This is a genomic window from Pontibacter sp. BAB1700 (genome assembly GCF_000277005.1).
Classification (GTDB): Bacteria; Bacteroidota; Bacteroidia; order Cytophagales; family Hymenobacteraceae; genus Pontibacter; species Pontibacter lucknowensis.
In genome coordinates this window covers 56,906-72,221 of sequence record NZ_AKIS01000008.1, presented here as the reverse complement: position 1 = coordinate 72,221, position 15,316 = coordinate 56,906, and the positions used below count along the sequence as shown (strand labels likewise).

General features: G+C 51.6%; 14 protein-coding genes and 1 pseudogene. 13 read left to right on the top strand and 2 right to left on the bottom strand.

Annotated elements, in window-relative coordinates; genetic code table 11:
* Together O71_RS01495 and O71_RS01490 are read right to left on the bottom strand one after the other, a co-directional pair.
* Positions 1-644, bottom strand: a 644-nt coding sequence (locus O71_RS01495) for a carboxypeptidase-like regulatory domain-containing protein (RefSeq protein WP_007652475.1), incomplete at its 3' end; no start/stop codon positions are given.
* A 78-nt stretch (positions 645-722) separates the two neighbouring features.
* Positions 723-1,058 (bottom strand): hypothetical protein, encoded by a 336-nt coding sequence (locus O71_RS01490; RefSeq protein ID WP_192811620.1) that lies wholly within the window; start codon positions 1,056-1,058, stop codon positions 723-725.
* A 463-nt stretch (positions 1,059-1,521) separates the two neighbouring features.
* Here O71_RS01490 and mraZ point away from each other — a divergent pair, with 463 nt between their 5' ends.
* The 13 genes and pseudogenes from mraZ to ftsA all read left to right on the top strand — a co-directional run bounded on the left by mraZ (position 1,522) and on the right by ftsA (position 15,293).
* Positions 1,522-1,989, top strand: a complete 468-nt coding sequence (mraZ, locus tag O71_RS01485; protein WP_007652473.1) for a division/cell wall cluster transcriptional repressor MraZ — start codon at positions 1,522-1,524, stop codon at positions 1,987-1,989.
* On the top strand, positions 1,989-2,891 hold the full coding sequence (gene rsmH / locus O71_RS01480) for a 16S rRNA (cytosine(1402)-N(4))-methyltransferase RsmH (protein ID WP_007652472.1): 903 nt from the start codon (positions 1,989-1,991) through the stop codon (positions 2,889-2,891). Before mraZ ends, rsmH begins: the two co-directional genes overlap by 1 nt.
* 72 nt (positions 2,892-2,963) lie before the next feature.
* A complete protein-coding gene (locus tag O71_RS01475) occupies positions 2,964-3,386 on the top strand; it encodes an FtsL-like putative cell division protein (RefSeq protein ID WP_040573407.1) in 423 nt (140 codons plus the stop codon).
* A pseudogene (locus O71_RS01470) lies at positions 3,376-5,015 on the top strand (peptidoglycan D,D-transpeptidase FtsI family protein); the annotation flags it as partial. The gene O71_RS01475 and the pseudogene O71_RS01470, both read left to right, overlap by 11 nt.
* An 87-nt stretch (positions 5,016-5,102) precedes the next feature.
* Positions 5,103-5,474 (top strand): PASTA domain-containing protein, encoded by a 372-nt coding sequence (locus O71_RS26955; RefSeq protein WP_369750846.1) that lies wholly within the window; start codon positions 5,103-5,105, stop codon positions 5,472-5,474.
* Entirely contained in the window at positions 5,474-6,940 is a 1,467-nt protein-coding gene (locus O71_RS01465; protein ID WP_007652470.1) for a UDP-N-acetylmuramoyl-L-alanyl-D-glutamate--2,6-diaminopimelate ligase, read from the top strand. The genes O71_RS26955 and O71_RS01465 overlap by 1 nt, the downstream gene beginning before the upstream one ends.
* Before the next feature lie 40 nt (positions 6,941-6,980).
* Positions 6,981-8,201, top strand: coding sequence for a phospho-N-acetylmuramoyl-pentapeptide-transferase (gene mraY / locus O71_RS01460; protein ID WP_007652469.1), 1,221 nt, complete (start codon positions 6,981-6,983; stop codon positions 8,199-8,201).
* A gap of 5 nt (positions 8,202-8,206) precedes the next feature.
* The gene (murD, locus tag O71_RS01455; protein WP_007652468.1) at positions 8,207-9,550 is read left to right on the top strand and encodes a UDP-N-acetylmuramoyl-L-alanine--D-glutamate ligase; all 1,344 of its coding nucleotides are present in this window, start codon (positions 8,207-8,209) and stop codon (positions 9,548-9,550) included.
* A 27-nt stretch (positions 9,551-9,577) separates the two neighbouring features.
* Positions 9,578-10,726 carry an FtsW/RodA/SpoVE family cell cycle protein gene (locus O71_RS01450; protein ID WP_007652467.1) on the top strand — a complete coding sequence of 383 codons (1,149 nt, stop codon included), beginning with the start codon at positions 9,578-9,580 and terminating at the stop codon, positions 10,724-10,726.
* Entirely contained in the window at positions 10,719-11,831 is a 1,113-nt protein-coding gene (murG, locus tag O71_RS01445) for an undecaprenyldiphospho-muramoylpentapeptide beta-N-acetylglucosaminyltransferase (protein ID WP_007652466.1), read from the top strand. The genes O71_RS01450 and murG overlap by 8 nt, the downstream gene beginning before the upstream one ends.
* Positions 11,828-13,222 (top strand): UDP-N-acetylmuramate--L-alanine ligase, encoded by a 1,395-nt coding sequence (gene murC, locus O71_RS01440; protein ID WP_007652465.1) that lies wholly within the window; start codon positions 11,828-11,830, stop codon positions 13,220-13,222. The genes murG and murC overlap by 4 nt, the downstream gene beginning before the upstream one ends.
* 49 nt (positions 13,223-13,271) lie before the next feature.
* Positions 13,272-13,985: a cell division protein FtsQ/DivIB gene (locus O71_RS01435; protein WP_237717654.1), complete on the top strand. Its 714-nt coding sequence runs from the start codon at positions 13,272-13,274 to the stop codon at positions 13,983-13,985.
* A gap of 12 nt (positions 13,986-13,997) precedes the next feature.
* Positions 13,998-15,293 carry a cell division protein FtsA gene (gene ftsA / locus O71_RS01430; protein ID WP_007652463.1) on the top strand — a complete coding sequence of 432 codons (1,296 nt, stop codon included), beginning with the start codon at positions 13,998-14,000 and terminating at the stop codon, positions 15,291-15,293.
* Positions 15,294-15,316: the final 23 nt, after the last annotated feature.

Sequence of the window (15,316 nt, the reverse complement as noted above, 5' to 3'; positions counted from 1 at the left end):
ATACCTTTAATAATATCAATCGACTCGATGTAGGTGCCTGACAGATAGTTGAGGCGGTAGGGGGTGGAGAGGCCACGCAGGGCGGGGACGTTGTCGGTGGTGAGCAAGGTATAGGAACCGTCCAGTCCCAGCATTTGGATCTGCTTGGCTCCTGAAACCGCGTCAGTCGTGCTGACTTCTACGGAGGCATTCGTCTCAAAGCTCTCAGCCAGGTTACAGCAAGCTGATTTCTCCAGGTCACGCGTCGTGATGATCTGCGAGTTGGTTGGCGTGAGGGCGGAGTAGCGTGTTTGCTGCCCCTCGACCACTACCTCTTTGAGAGAACTTGTCGGACTGAGGGAAATCATGATGGCGGTTTTGCCACTGACATCGATGGTATCCGGTTTATATCCTAAGTAGGACACAATAATCTCCGGCGTAACGGCGTCGCTGAGCTGCAGGGAGAAGCTGCCGGTTGCGTCAGTGGAAGTGCCTTTGGTGGTGCCTTTCCAGACGGCGTTGGCGCCGATAAGCGGGGAGTTGGTGGCTTTGTCTACCACTGTGCCCGTCAGTTGCTGGGCAGCGGCAGGGTATAGGATACTTATAAAGAGTGCGAGCGTGCCGAAAACACGGTATAGGGCTCGCGAAGGTATGTTGAAATACATATTTCTTATTCGTTTGAAAACTAAAGCATACAGGTATAGGCACAGGTATAGCACCAGCGCCTCAGGTTGCAGCTAAGTCTAGACGATAAGAATATGGAGCCGATGGAGCAGCTCAATGCCAAAGAGCGGGGGAGAGCTGTCGGAATAGGTGAGAATGCGCTGGTCAGTGGCAATGGCCGGTGACCAGGTGGTAAAAAGTGGAGTGAACGCTACTGCAACGAATACCGGGATCTCAAGCGACAGGCTCTTAATAGAAGAGACCGGCTCCAGCTTTTCGAAAGACAGCGCTGTTGTGCAGCAATCATCTTCAGTAGTTTCCTGAGTATCAGATTCCTGGCAGCAACCATCCGTTTGCTCCTGCGCAGCCGACATCTTCAGGCCGGTCATCAGGCAGAGTTGTTCGCTCAGGGCCACGCCAAAAAGAGCCCAGCAAAATGCTCAGGGTCAGCAGCAGTATTACCGTATGGCGGATGGTCTGATTCACAACACAAATATACGGGATTTTCCTCCACAATATCACCAAACTTTATCCACTCTCGGGATATTACCCCACTTTGTCCCACATTCTCCACTTTGTCCCACTTTTGCTGAAAACACGCTGCAGCAGGTGCTGTTTATACCTGTTTTATTAATTAAATATCTGTTATTCAGTTGTTTAAAATATATGCAGTCTCGTATATTAACGAACGGCCATATTTTATGCAAATAAACTTATCCGCAAAATGAAGCTGCAAAATGTGGATAATGTGGATAAGTGGGGTGGATAACCGTAATTTATCCACAAAGTGGTAAAAAGTGGGAGATTGTGGTTGCGGTGTTTTGGTGAATCGTTACATTTGTATACTCCGAAAACTATACGGACTCAACTGTCATATACATGAACTTCCTGTCTGGCGAATACGAATGCAAGATCGATCCGAAGGGAAGGTTGGTTTTACCTGCAAAGATAAAATCCAACCTGCCGGAGGCGTCTGGCAATCATGTTGTTCTGACGAGAGGTTTCGAACCTTGCCTAGTGCTTTACCCAAAGTCGGAGTGGAAGACGATCTATGACAAGGTGGCAGGGCTGAACGAGTTTAACGAGGAGTACCGCCAGTTCCAGCGCAACTTCTTCCGTGGCAACACGGAGATCGAGCTGGACGGCACGGGGCGTTTCATTGTGCCCCGCACCATGGCCCGTTTCGCCGATCTGGAGAAGGAGGCGATCGTGGTAGGCTTGGGCAATCGTGTCGAGATCTGGAACCCTGATAAATATGAGGACTTCCTGATCAAGGACCAGCAGAGTTTCTCGCAGCTGGCCGAGAAGTTTTTAGGAGATAAACCGGCGGAAGCGCCTTTGATTTAATGGAGTACCACAGACCGGTTATGCTGCAGGAATGCATAGACGCACTGGCGATTAAGCCAGACGGCGTGTATGTGGATGTGACGTTCGGGGGCGGCGGGCACTCAAAGGTAATCGCCAGCAAGCTGACAACAGGTCGGCTTTACTCGTTTGACCAGGACCGCGACGCGGAGGAGCAGTCGAAGAAGATCGACAGCCCGGCTTTCACATTTGTACGCGCCAACTTCCGGGACCTGAAAAAGTACCTGCGCCTCTACCGCGTGAAAGAAGTAGACGGTATTCTGGCTGACTTAGGCGTATCGTCACATCAGTTCAACGAGGCCGAGCGCGGTTTTTCGACCCGCTTCGACGGACCGCTGGACATGCGCATGGACCCGGAGTCGGGTATGCCGGCAAGCGAAGTGGTGAATACCTATAGCCAGGAGCAATTGCACAGGATTTTCGGTATTTACGGCGAGGTGAAAAACGCCAAAACGCTGGCTGGGGTGATCGTGTCACAACGGGCCCGCAAGCCGATCGAGACGATCGGTGAGTTTAAACAAGCCATCAGCTCCTGCACCCCGCGTGGGAAGGAGAACAAATATCTGGCGCAAGTGTTTCAGGCGCTGCGCATAGAAGTAAACGACGAGCTGAAGGCGCTCGAGGAAATGCTGGAGCAGGCGGCCGAAGTGCTGAAACCCGGCGGACGACTGGTGGTGATGTCTTACCACTCACTCGAAGATCGGCTGGTGAAGAACTTCATCGCCAAGGGCAAGTTCTTCGGAGAGGTGGAGAAAGACCTCTTCGGAAACGAAAAGAAGCCGCTCGATGCTGTGAACCGGAAACCGATCGTGCCATCAGAACAGGAGTTGCTCGAGAACAGCCGCTCCCGCAGTGCCAAACTCAGAATCGCAGAGAAAAGATAGCGAATGAAGAAATAGAATAAAGAATCAACCAACAGTGTAGCATACCTAAATTCAACTATGGCTCCTAACCTGATGACTAAGACAGCTGCCGCACCCAAGGGGAACACGCCACGCGTGCAACCAGCGGAGGAGGTGAAGCCGGAGGTGAAGGCAAAAAAGAAGGGGTTTAGCCTGTTTAAGTGGCTGGACAGGTATACCAATGTTGATTTTCTGTTTCAGGAGGGCGTGCCGACTAAGTACCTGCCGCATGTGCTGTTCCTGACAGGTATCACGCTCTTCTACATTGGCAATACCCACTACGCCGAGAAGACCATTCGCAAAATAGCCAAGATCAAAGTAGAGACAGAAGACCTCCGGGCGGATTATACCACCCTGAAGTCTGATTATATGGGTGCCAGCAAGCAGTCTGAAGTTGCGCGCAATGTGGCCCCGTTGGGTCTGGTTGAAAGTTCATCTCCACCTTATCAAGTAGAAGTGCCGGCAGATGAATATTAAAAAGGAAATAGTATTGCGAGTGCGGATCGTGTTTTTGCTGGTCTGTCTGTTTGCCTGTGCCATCGTGTACAAGATTGTGCAGATACAGGTGCTGGACGGTACCAAGTGGAAGCAGATCTCGAAGGAGCGCCGCATTCGCTACCAGCCAGTGCCGGCTACACGTGGCAGTATCTACTCCGATAACGAGAGCATACTGGCCACATCGCTGCCGTTTTACCGGGTGGCTTTTGACCCGACCATTGCAAAAGCAGAGGCTTTCAACGGAGGTATAGACTCGCTGGCCATGCTGTTGTCACGCTTTTATAAAGACCAGTCGCCAGAGTACTACCGTCGCAAGATCAAGAATGCGCGGCATGCCGGCAGAAGGTATATCCGACTGAACAGCCGTCAGATCAACTATCAGGAGAAGAAGCTGATGGCGAGCTGGCCGATCTTCCGGGCGGGCAAGAACAAAGGCGGGGTGATTTTCGAGAAAGTAGAGAAACGCTTCAAGCCTTTCGGTATGCTGGCAGAGCGTACCATCGGTTTTATCAACGAAGACAAGAATGGCGCAGGCTTGGAGTATAGCTTCAATGGCGATTTGGCGGGCACCGATGGGGAGGCCCTTTTTGAGCGTATAGCGGGCGGTAACAAACCGATCTATGACGGTACGGAAGTGGCCCCGCAGAACGGCTATGATATTAAAACGACCATCGACATTAACCTTCAGGACGTGGCGGAGAACGCCCTCTACAAGGCGTTGGTGGAGAAGAACGCCGACTACGGTTGCGTGATCCTGATGGAGGTGAAGACAGGTGAGATAAAGGCGATGGCGAACTTAGGTAAAACCAAGGGCGGCTACATCGAAGACTATAACTATGCGGTTGGTAACCAAGGACGTACGGAGCCGGGCTCTACCTTTAAGCTGGCTTCCATGCTGGCTTTGTTTGAGCACACTGGCATGGCACTGACCGACACCGTGGACACGGGCGACGGCCGTTACCGCATCAAAAATACGACCATGACCGACGTGAAAATCGGCGGTTACGGTAAACTCACGACACAGGAGGTTTTTGAGAAATCTTCGAACATAGGTATAGCGAAGCTGATACAGGAAAACTTCGGTGACAACCAGCAGGCTTTTGTGGACTACCTGCATAAGTTCGGTCTGAGCAGCACATTGGGCTTCCAGATGGATGGGGAAGCAAGACCTTACATTAAGAACACCAGTGATAAGACCTGGTACGGCACATCGCTTACCTCCATGTCGATTGGCTACGAGATGAAGCTGGCGCCGCTGCAGACATTGGCCTTTACAATGCCGTGGCAAACAACGGCGTGAAGGTGCAACCGATTATCGTGAAAGAGATTCGTCGCGCCGATCAAGTTATCCAGACCTTCCAGACGAGGGTGTTGAACGAGCGAATTGCTTCAGAAGAAACCATTAAAAAGGTGCGGACCATGCTAGAAGGTGTAGTGCAGAACGGTACCGCAAGGAATATCAGAAGTGCCGACTACAAAGTGGCTGGCAAAACCGGAACTGCCCGCAAGGTGAAAGACGGCAAATACGTGAAGCTCTACTCGACCTCGTTCGCCGGTTATTTTCCGGCCGACAACCCGAAGTATAGCTGCATTGTGATTATTGACAGTCCGAGAGGGGTGAACGTGTACGGTGGCGATGTGGCCGCGCCGGTGTTTAAGGAAGTGGCTGACAAGGCTTATGCCCGCGATCTGGCCATGCACCAGCCGCTGCGTGCCCGTGTGGTGCCGAACAAAGACAGTCTGCCACAGGTGAAAGCCGGCAGCCTGGATGATCTGGGTCTGATATTGAACAAGATCGGCGTGAGTAACCACTCCACCGCAACAAGCGATGACGAGTGGGTGCGCGTGACGCCGCAAATGCGCTCGCTGAAGTTTGAGCCGAACCCAGTAAGGGGCGGTCAGGTGCCGGACGTAACCGGTATGACGCTGCGCGACGCGCTGTTCATTCTGGGCAATCAGCACCTGAAAGTGAGTGTGGAGGGCATGGGCAAACGTGTACAGAAACAGTCTGTACAGCCGGGCACTGAAATTAACAAAGAAACTAAAATTACGATTGTACTGAGCTAATGCAGCTATTGCAGGACATATTGAAAGACGTTACCGTGCTGGAAAGCCACGGCCCGCTGGATGTGCAGGTCGAGTCAATAACCTTCGACTCGCGCCAGGTACAGCAAGGGGTGCTGTTCGTGGCCATGCGCGGCGTGCAGGTCGACGGGCACGACTTCATGGCGAAAGCCGCGGAGGCGAAGGCCGTTGCCATTGTGTGTGAGGAACTGCCGGCAGAACTGGCAAGTGGGGTTACCTATATCAAAGTTAAAAATAGCGGTCAGGCCCTGGGTTTGATGGCTTCTGCGTTTTACGGCCACCCGTCCCGCAAACTGAAGCTGGTGGGTGTGACAGGTACGAACGGCAAGACGACTTCGGTGACCTTGCTGCACAAGCTGTTCCGCGAGCTGGGCTACCATGTGGGCATGATATCCACGGTGCAGAACCAGATTGACGAGGAGGTGATCCCATCGACGCATACCACGCCGGACGCCGTGTCGCTGAACGCTTTGCTGGACAAGATGGTGAAGGCCGGCTGTGCCTACGCTTTTATGGAAGTGAGTTCGCATGCCATGGTGCAGCAGCGCGTGGCAGGTATAACGTTTGCCGGCGGTGTATTCACCAACATCACGCATGACCACCTGGACTACCACGGCACCTTCGATGAGTACATCAAAGCCAAGAAGTCTTTCTTTGATATACTGCCAGCCGGTGCTTTCGCCCTGATCAACGCCGACGACAAGCGTGGTCCGGTGATGGTGCAGAACACCAAAGCGGAGGTGCGCTATTTCTCGCTGCGCAAAGTAACCGACTTCAAAGCCCGCCTGATCGACAACACTTTGCAGGGCTTGCATTTGGAGATCGACGGTCACGAGATCTGGGCCAAGCTGATCGGCGCTTTCAACGCATACAATTTGCTCGGCGCTTATGGGGTGGCCGTGTTGCTGGAAGAAGACCCGATGGAAGCGCTGACAGTGCTTTCAAGTCTGAATACGGCGGCGGGTCGTTTCGACTACATCGTGTCGGAGACGGAGCAGATCACAGGTATAGTGGACTACGCCCACACGCCGGACGCGCTGGAGAATGTGCTGAACACCATTCAGCAGATCCGGACGCCGCTGCAGAAGGTGATAACAGTAGTTGGCTGCGGCGGTAACCGCGACGCAGGCAAGCGCCCGGTGATGGCCGACATCGCCTGCCGCCTGAGCGACAAGGTGATCCTGACATCCGACAATCCGCGCTTCGAAGAGCCGCAGGCCATACTCGAGGACATGCAGAAAGGGGTGAAGCCACTCGACTTCAAGAAGACCCTGAGTGTGCTCGACAGGAGAGAGGCCATCCGCACGGCCTGTATGCTGGCCGGCAAGGGCGATATCATTCTGGTAGCGGGCAAGGGCCACGAGACCTATCAGGAGATCAAGGGCGTGAAATACCCATTCGACGACAAACAAGTGCTGCAGGAAGCCCTGCAACAGCTTGGCAAATAGACAAACTTAAGAAAGACCAAAGGAAACGATTACCGAATAAATGCTTTACCACCTCTTTACATACCTTGACCGTGAGTACGACCTATTAGGGGCGGGTGTATTCCAGTACATCTCGTTCAGGGCGGGTATGGCAACGCTGACATCCTTGCTGATCGCGATGATGTTTGGCGGACGACTGATTAAGATTTTGCAGCGCAAGCAAGTAGGCGAAAGCATACGCGACCTCGGCTTAGAGGGTCAGATGGAGAAGAAAGGCACCCCAACCATGGGTGGTCTGATCATCCTGTTGGCTATCCTCGTACCGACACTTTTGTTCGCCCGTCTGGACAACATTTACGTGCTCCTGATGATCGTTTCAACGATCTGGCTGGGCTTGATCGGCTTCCTGGATGACTACATCAAAGTGTTCAAAAAGAACAAAGAAGGACTGGCCGGAAAATTTAAGGTGCTGGGTCAGATTGGCTTAGGAATTATTGTGGGTTTGACCCTATACTTTAGTGACGATGTTGTCGTAAGACAGTACATTTTCACCGATGGCTCTACCTCCGCCGTGAACGCCACGAGCAAGTGGGTAGACATCAAGTCCATGATTACAACCATTCCTTTCCGCAAAAATAACGAGCTCGATTACTGCAATTTGTTTTCTTTTGCCGGTCCGCTTTTCGCAGACTGGTCGTGCTACCTGTATATCCCGTTCGTGATTCTGGTGATCACGGCCGTGTCCAACGGCGCCAACATCACCGACGGGATCGACGGTTTGGCGGCTGGTACCTCGGCCATCATCGGCCTGACGCTGGCGATCTTTGCTTGGGTGTCCGGTAACACTATTTTCGCGGATTACCTGGACATCATGTTCATCCCGAACTCGGGTGAGCTAACCATTTTTGCGCTGGCCTTTGTGGGAGCCTGCGTGGGTTTCCTGTGGTATAACTCGTATCCGGCCCAAGTATTTATGGGTGACACCGGAAGTTTGGCCATTGGCGGTATCATCGCGGTGATGGCCCTGATCGTGCGTAAGGAATTGCTTATACCTATTCTGTGCGGCATTTTCCTGATCGAGAACTTGTCGGTGATGCTGCAGGTGAGCTACTTCAAGTATACGAAGAAGAAATACGGGGAGGGCCGACGCATCTTTAAGATGTCGCCGCTGCACCACCACTACCAGAAAAACGGCTACCATGAATCCAAGATCGTTTCGCGCTTTTGGATTGTGGGCATCATGCTGGCGATTTTGACATTGGCAACCCTGAAACTGCGATAGGAATTATGAAACTAGCGATACTCGGAGCGGGAGAAAGTGGCGTAGGGGCAGCATTGCTGGCCAAGGCGAAGGGACTTGACGTGTTCGTTTCGGACATGGGGCAGATCAAGGAGGTTTACAAAGCCAAGTTGGCAACAGCGGCTATACCTTACGAAGAGGGCACCCATACCTTTGAGCGCATCCTAGAGTCCAACGAGATCATCAAAAGCCCGGGTATACCCGACAAGGCGACCATTATTCAGGAGGCGATCAAAAAAGAGATTCCGGTAATATCGGAGATCGAGTTCGCTGGCCGGTATACCGACGCGAAGTTCATTTGTATTACCGGTACGAATGGCAAGACCACGACGACGCTACTGACTTACCACTTGCTGAAGAGCGCGGGTATCAACGTGGGACTGGCCGGTAACATCGGTGAGAGTCTGGCCGAGAAAGTAATTGACAACAAACACGAGTACTACGTGGTGGAGCTGAGCAGTTTTCAGCTCGACAACATGTACCAGTTCAAAGCACATATTGGAGTACTGTTAAATATTACGCCAGACCACCTTGACCGGTATGGCTATGACTTAAACAAGTACGCCGCCTCGAAGTTGCGCATTGCGCAGAACATGAGCGGCGCGGACTACTTTATCTACAACAACGATGATGATATTATCCGTAATGCGTTCGATTCTGCGTCTTTTGGCGGAACCACAATCCCATTCTCGCTCCAAGGAGCGGCAGGTACGAAAGTACTATGTGAAGGGACGCATGTAAAAGTCAACGTCAAGTTCTTTGAAGGCGACATTGACGCTTCCCGCTCTGCCCTGATCGGCAAGCACAATCAGTACAACACGATGGCCGCCGTGGCGGTCGCCAAGTTGATGGGCGTGGAAGACAGCCAGATTGAAAAAGGGCTGGAGACGTTTGAGAACGCCGAGCACCGTTTGCAGGTGATCACGGTATCCAAGGAAGTTACATACATCAACGACTCAAAAGCGACCAATGTGGAAGCGGTGTATTATGCCCTCGAAGGTATAAAGCAGCCGATCATCTGGATTGCGGGCGGTGTGGACAAAGGCAACGACTACAGCGCGCTGCAGGATCTGGCCAAAGAGAAAGTGAAAGTGCTGGTGTGTCTGGGCAAGGACAACGACAAGCTGAAAGAAGCCTTCGGGCGCATAGTGCCGGTGGTGGTGGAAACGACTTCGATGGAGTATGCGGTGCGAATGGGCCGCTTGCTGTCGACACCGGGTGATGTGGTGCTCTTGTCACCGGCCTGCGCGAGTTTCGATTTGTTCAACAATTACGAGCACCGGGGGCAGCGCTTCAGGGAGGCCGTGGAGAAGATAGTTTTGAAAAAGTAAGATTTTTAATTTTTAGCCAAAGGTAATATGATCAAGCAGTGGTTACAGCGGAACCTGAAAGGGGACGCGGTGCTTTGGGGCATCGTGCTGATGTTCTCGCTTATCAGCATGGCAGTCGTATATTCGGCTACCGGTACCTTGGCGTACAAGCAAAAAGACGGTAACACGGAGTACTTCCTATTCAAGCACTCCTCGCTGATCTTCATTGGACTAGCCTTCATGTGGCTAGCGCACAAGATCGATTACCGTTACTATTCCCGATTGTCGCTGGTGGCGCTTATTCTGTCGGTGCCGCTATTGCTCTATACCTTCTTTTTCGGTTCGAATATCAATGAAGCGTCCCGCTGGATTACCATCCCAGTGATCAACCAAACCTTCCAGCCTTCGGATTTGGCGAAACTGGCACTGATTTCCTATCTGGCCAGTATGCTTTCGAAGAAGCAAAACAACCTCGACGACTGGAAGCGTAACTTGCTGCCGATCTTTGCTTGGACTGGTTTTATCTGCGCCCTGATCGCGTTGACGAACACTTCAACAGCGGTATTACTGTTCCTGACCAGCCTCTTGCTGATGTTCATCGGACGTGTGCCGATGAAATCGTTGGCGGCTTTCGTGATAGCAGGCGCTATGCTGGGCGGTGTTGGTCTGGCAGCTGGTCAGCGTCTGGGCACAGCGATCAGCAGGGTAGAAGCCTTCTTCGATGAATCGGAAACCGCTTTTCAGCTCGAGCAATCCTATATCGCTATCGCAACAGGTGGCGTGGTGGGCAAAGGTCCGGGCAACAGCGATCAGCGCGATATTCTGCCGCACCCTTACTCTGACTTTATCTATGCGATCATACTGGAGGAATACGGGTTATTAGGTGGTGCTTTGGTGCTCTTCCTATACCTTGCCTTGCTCTACCGGGGCTTGGTGACGGTCACGAAAAGCAACGGTGCCTTTGGAGGCTTACTGGCAGCCGGTCTGAGTTTCAGTTTGGTGCTGCAGGGTATGATCAATATGGGCGTGGCCGTTGGGCTTGGTCCGATTACGGGTCTGCCATTGCCGCTTCTGAGTATGGGGGGGACATCCCTGATCTTCACAGGTATATCCATCGGGATCATCCTGAGCGTGAGCCGTACCGTGAAAGGAGAAGAGTCATTTAGTTCGACCTCAAAAGTGACGGCCAATGCCTAATCCGCAGCGTCCATATCGTTTCATCATTAGCGGTGGTGGCACTGGCGGGCACATTTACCCGGCCATCGCTATTGCCAACCAGATCAAGGTGGTGCACCCTGATGCGGAGATCCTATTTGTGGGAGCGATCGGGCGTATGGAAATGACACGCGTGCCGGAAGCGGGCTATAAGATTGTGGGTCTCTGGATCAGCGGACTGCAGCGCCGTCTCACACTGGACAATCTCTCTTTCCCCTGGAAAGTGATTTCCAGTATCCGGATGTCGAACAAGATCATCCGTGAGTTCAAGCCGGATGCCGTGGTAGGTGTGGGCGGCTATGCCAGCGGTCCGTTGCTGTATGCTGCGACTTCTAAGAAAATCCCGGCCCTGATTCAGGAGCAGAACTCTTATGCCGGCATTACCAACAAGCTGTTGGCAAAACGGGTGCAGAAGATCTGTGTGGCTTACAACAACATGGACGCCTTCTTCCCGGCTGAAAAGCTGGTCATGACGGGCAACCCGGTTCGAAAGGACATCATGGAGCTAGAAGGCAAGCGCCGCGAGGCCCTGTTGCACTTCGGGCTGACCTCTGAAAAGAAAACGATACTGGTGATAGGCGGAAGCCTTGGTGCCAGAACGATAAACCAAAGTATAGCCGCAGGCTTGCAGCAAATTGCAGACGCAGGCTATCAACTGATCTGGCAGACGGGCAGAGCATTCTATCCGCAGGCGCAGGAACTGGAGAAGCCTTTTACCGATGCAGGTATACGTGCCTTTGATTTCATCAGGCAGATGGGTCTAGCTTATGCCGCCGCCGATGTGGTGGTATCCAGAGCCGGGGCGCTCTCGATTTCGGAGCTGTGTCTGGCCGGAAAGCCAAGTATACTGGTGCCTTCGCCGAATGTGGCCGAAGACCACCAAACCAAAAATGCCATGTCACTGGTGCAGGAGCAGGCTGCCCTGTTAGTGCGGGATGCTGAAGCGCAGCAACAGCTTATACCTGCCGCCTTGGAACTGGCCGGTAACGAGACAGAGCAGCACCGTCTGGCGCAGAATATATTGAAACTGGCGCGGCCAAATGCCGCTGTCGATATTGTGAACGAACTGTTAAAGTTGATCAAGTGAGACTGGAAGATTATAGCTATATCTATTTCCTTGGCATCGGCGGCATCGGCATGAGTGCCATCGCCCGCTGGTTCAATGCCCGGAAGCTTCCGGTATGGGGCTATGACAAAACACGAACCCCACTCACTGAGGCACTGGAGAAGGAGGGCATCCGGGTGCATTATGAAGATGATGTAAACCAGTTGCCAAAAGAAATACTGGATAACAAAGAGACGACCTTGGTGGTACTCACGCCGGCTATACCTGCCGAGCACACGGAGTGGGCCTACCTGAAGACCCAAGGCTATACCATCAAGAAGCGCTCGGAAGTGTTGGGCATTATCACCGGTTCGGCCTATACCGTAGCAGTGGCTGGTACGCACGGCAAGACGACAACTTCGTCTATCGTGACACATTTGCTGCACGAAGGCGGCGTGGATTGTTCAGCTTTTCTGGGAGGTATAGCAACCAACCTAAACTCGAATCTTTTAATCGGAAAAGGTACGGCTGAGCAGGAGACGATTGTGGTAGAAGCCGACGAGTATGACCGTTCGTTCCTGACGCTTTACCCGGACATAGCCATTGTGACTTCGGCCGACCCCGATCACCTGGATATTTATGGTGACAAAGAGGAACTGATCAGAACCTTTCAGAAGTTCATCAGTCAGGTGAAACCAGGCGGTTTCCTGATTTTGCATAGCGACACTGATCCACGTCTGCTTGAAAAAGTGCAGGAGGGTGTGCGGGTGATTCGCTACAGCTTGGACGAGGGTGAAGGGCATGTGCAACAGCTTGAAATACAGGGATACAGCTTCTGTTTTGATACAGAAACACCCTTCGGTAACATAGCACGTTTGGTACTCGGTTTACCCGGATATCACAATGTGGAGAACGCCCTGGCTGCACTAATAGCTGGTCAGATCATGGGCGTGTCAGACGACAGACTGCGTGATGCTTTGGCAAGTTACAGAGGTGTGAAGCGACGCTTCGAAGTGATATACGAAGGGCAGGGCAAAGTATACATCGACGACTATGCGCACCACCCGAAAGAGATCGATGCGTTCATGACGTCTTTGCGTGCTATCTACCCGGACAAAAAGCTGACAGTGGTGTTTCAACCGCATTTGTTCAGCCGCACCCGCGACTTTGCAACCGAATTTGCACAAAGTTTGAGTGCTGCTGACGAACTGATCTTGCTGGATATATACCCAGCACGGGAAAAGCCAATTGAAGGTGTGACTTCAGAAATGATTTTGGGCTTGATAAATGGTCCGAAAAAAAGACTTTTGCATAAAGAGGATGTGGCGGCTTATTTAGCTGAAAACACTGATTTTGAGGTATTGGCAACAGTTGGAGCCGGTGATATCGATACATTAGTAAAGCCTATAAAAAATATTTTAGAAAATAACTGAAATGGGCTTGAATAGTAAAATAAAATCTTTAATTTTTGCATGTTGTAGCGTGGTTACGATCGCCGCTCTTGCAGGATTTGCCTCTTCTCGCCAAAATGAAAAAAAGTGTGAGAAAGTGTCAATAAATATTGATAATGAGTACAACAATTACTTTATTGGGGAAGAGGAAGTAAGAGATCTCCTAACCCGAGAAGGTGAACGAAAACTGGAAGGTTTGCCCAACCAGGAGATCGATCTGAAAAACCTTGAAAAACGTATCGAAGCACATAGCTTTGTGAAAGAAGCAGAGGTTTATAAAGGTCTCGACGGCAACATCAAAGTAAGTATTAAACAGAATAGGCCTATAGCTAGAATTATACGACCAGATCAAGATGTCTACATCGACGCAGAGGGTAATATGCTGCCCCTGTCCGACCGATATACCGCTCGTGTAATACCCATTACGAAGACCCAGTCCGGCAGACCGTTCGGCAGGGATTTCTTTCAGGACTCTACAGGCCAGGCCTATATTTCCTTGCTGCGTTTCATTGAAGCCGATCAGTTTTGGAAAGCCCAATTAGCCCAGATGCATATCGATGAAAAGGGCAAAGTTTCTTTTCTGCCACAGGTAGGGGAACACACCATTGAGTTTGGGAAGCCAAATGACATGGAACAAAAATTTAAAAAGTTGATGGTCTTTTATAAAGAAGTACTGCCCGTGATGGGCTGGGATAAATATAAGAGAGTCAATGTTGAGTACGAAGATCAGATTATTTGTGAATAACATATACAGCATATGCAGAACGACAAAATAGTAGTAGGCTTGGACATCGGCACAACCAAAGTTTGCGCACTTGTTGGTCGGAAGAATGAGTATGGAAAGCTGGAAATCCTGGGGATGGGCAAAGCCATCTCAGAAGGGGTGGTACGTGGTATTGTCAGCAATATCGACAAAACCGTAGAGGCGATCAGAAAAGCCGTTCAGCAGGCCGAAGATCAGGCGAGCATCAACATCAAGGTGGTGAACGTGGGTATTGCCGGGCAGCACATCAAGAGCCTGCAGCACAATGGCAGCATTACCCGCCAAATGACGGATGATGAGATAACGGTAGAGGATGTGAACCGCCTGACAAATGACATGTACCGACTGGTGACCCCTCCGGGAAGCGAGATCATCCATGTGATGCCGCAGGAATACAAAGTAGACTATGAAGAAGGTATAGTGGACCCGGTAGGTATGTCGGGTGTGCGTCTGGAGGGTAACTTCCATATCATCACCGCACAGTCTAATGCGATCAGCAACATCAACAAATGCATCGCCCGTGCCGGACTCGAGATTGATAACCTGATCCTGGAGCCGCTTGCTTCCAGTATGTCGGTACTGAGCGACGAGGAGAAGGAAGCCGGGGTGGCGCTGGTTGACATTGGCGGTGGTACGACAGACCTTGCTATTTTCAAAGACAATATTATCCGCCATACGGCAGTTCTTCCTTTTGGGGGCAATATCATCACATCTGACATTAAGCAGGGCTGCATGGTGATGCAGAACCAGGCGGAGCAGCTGAAAGTGAAGTTTGGAAAGGCGATTGCCGACGAAGCTTCAGATAACGAGATCGTTTCGATCCCGGGCTTGCGTGACCGTACGCCTAAGGAGATCTCTCTGAAGAACTTGGCCTATATTATAGAGGCGAGAATGGAAGAGATTGTGGAACTGATCTACTCGGAAATTGTTCGTTCAGGGTATAGCAACAGCCTGGCAGCCGGTATCGTGATTACAGGGGGAGGCGCTCAGCTTCAAAACCTGGTGCAACTGGTAGAATACATCACCGGCATGGATACCCGCATTGGCTATCCGAACGAGCACCTGGGCAAGTCAAAGATCGATGCCGTGAAGAGCCCGATGCACGCAACGGGTGTAGGGCTGGTGTTGGCCGGCTACCAGTCACTTGACCAGCGTGAAGAGAAGCATGTGGAGGTGCAGCAGCACGAAGAGTATAACAGAGTGGTAACAACAAAGACTGCCAGCAAAGAAAGCAGCGGCAAGGGATTGCTTGACAGAATTAAAGGACTTCTGTCAGACGATATCGATTAGTAAGAAGCATAATTATTAGAAAC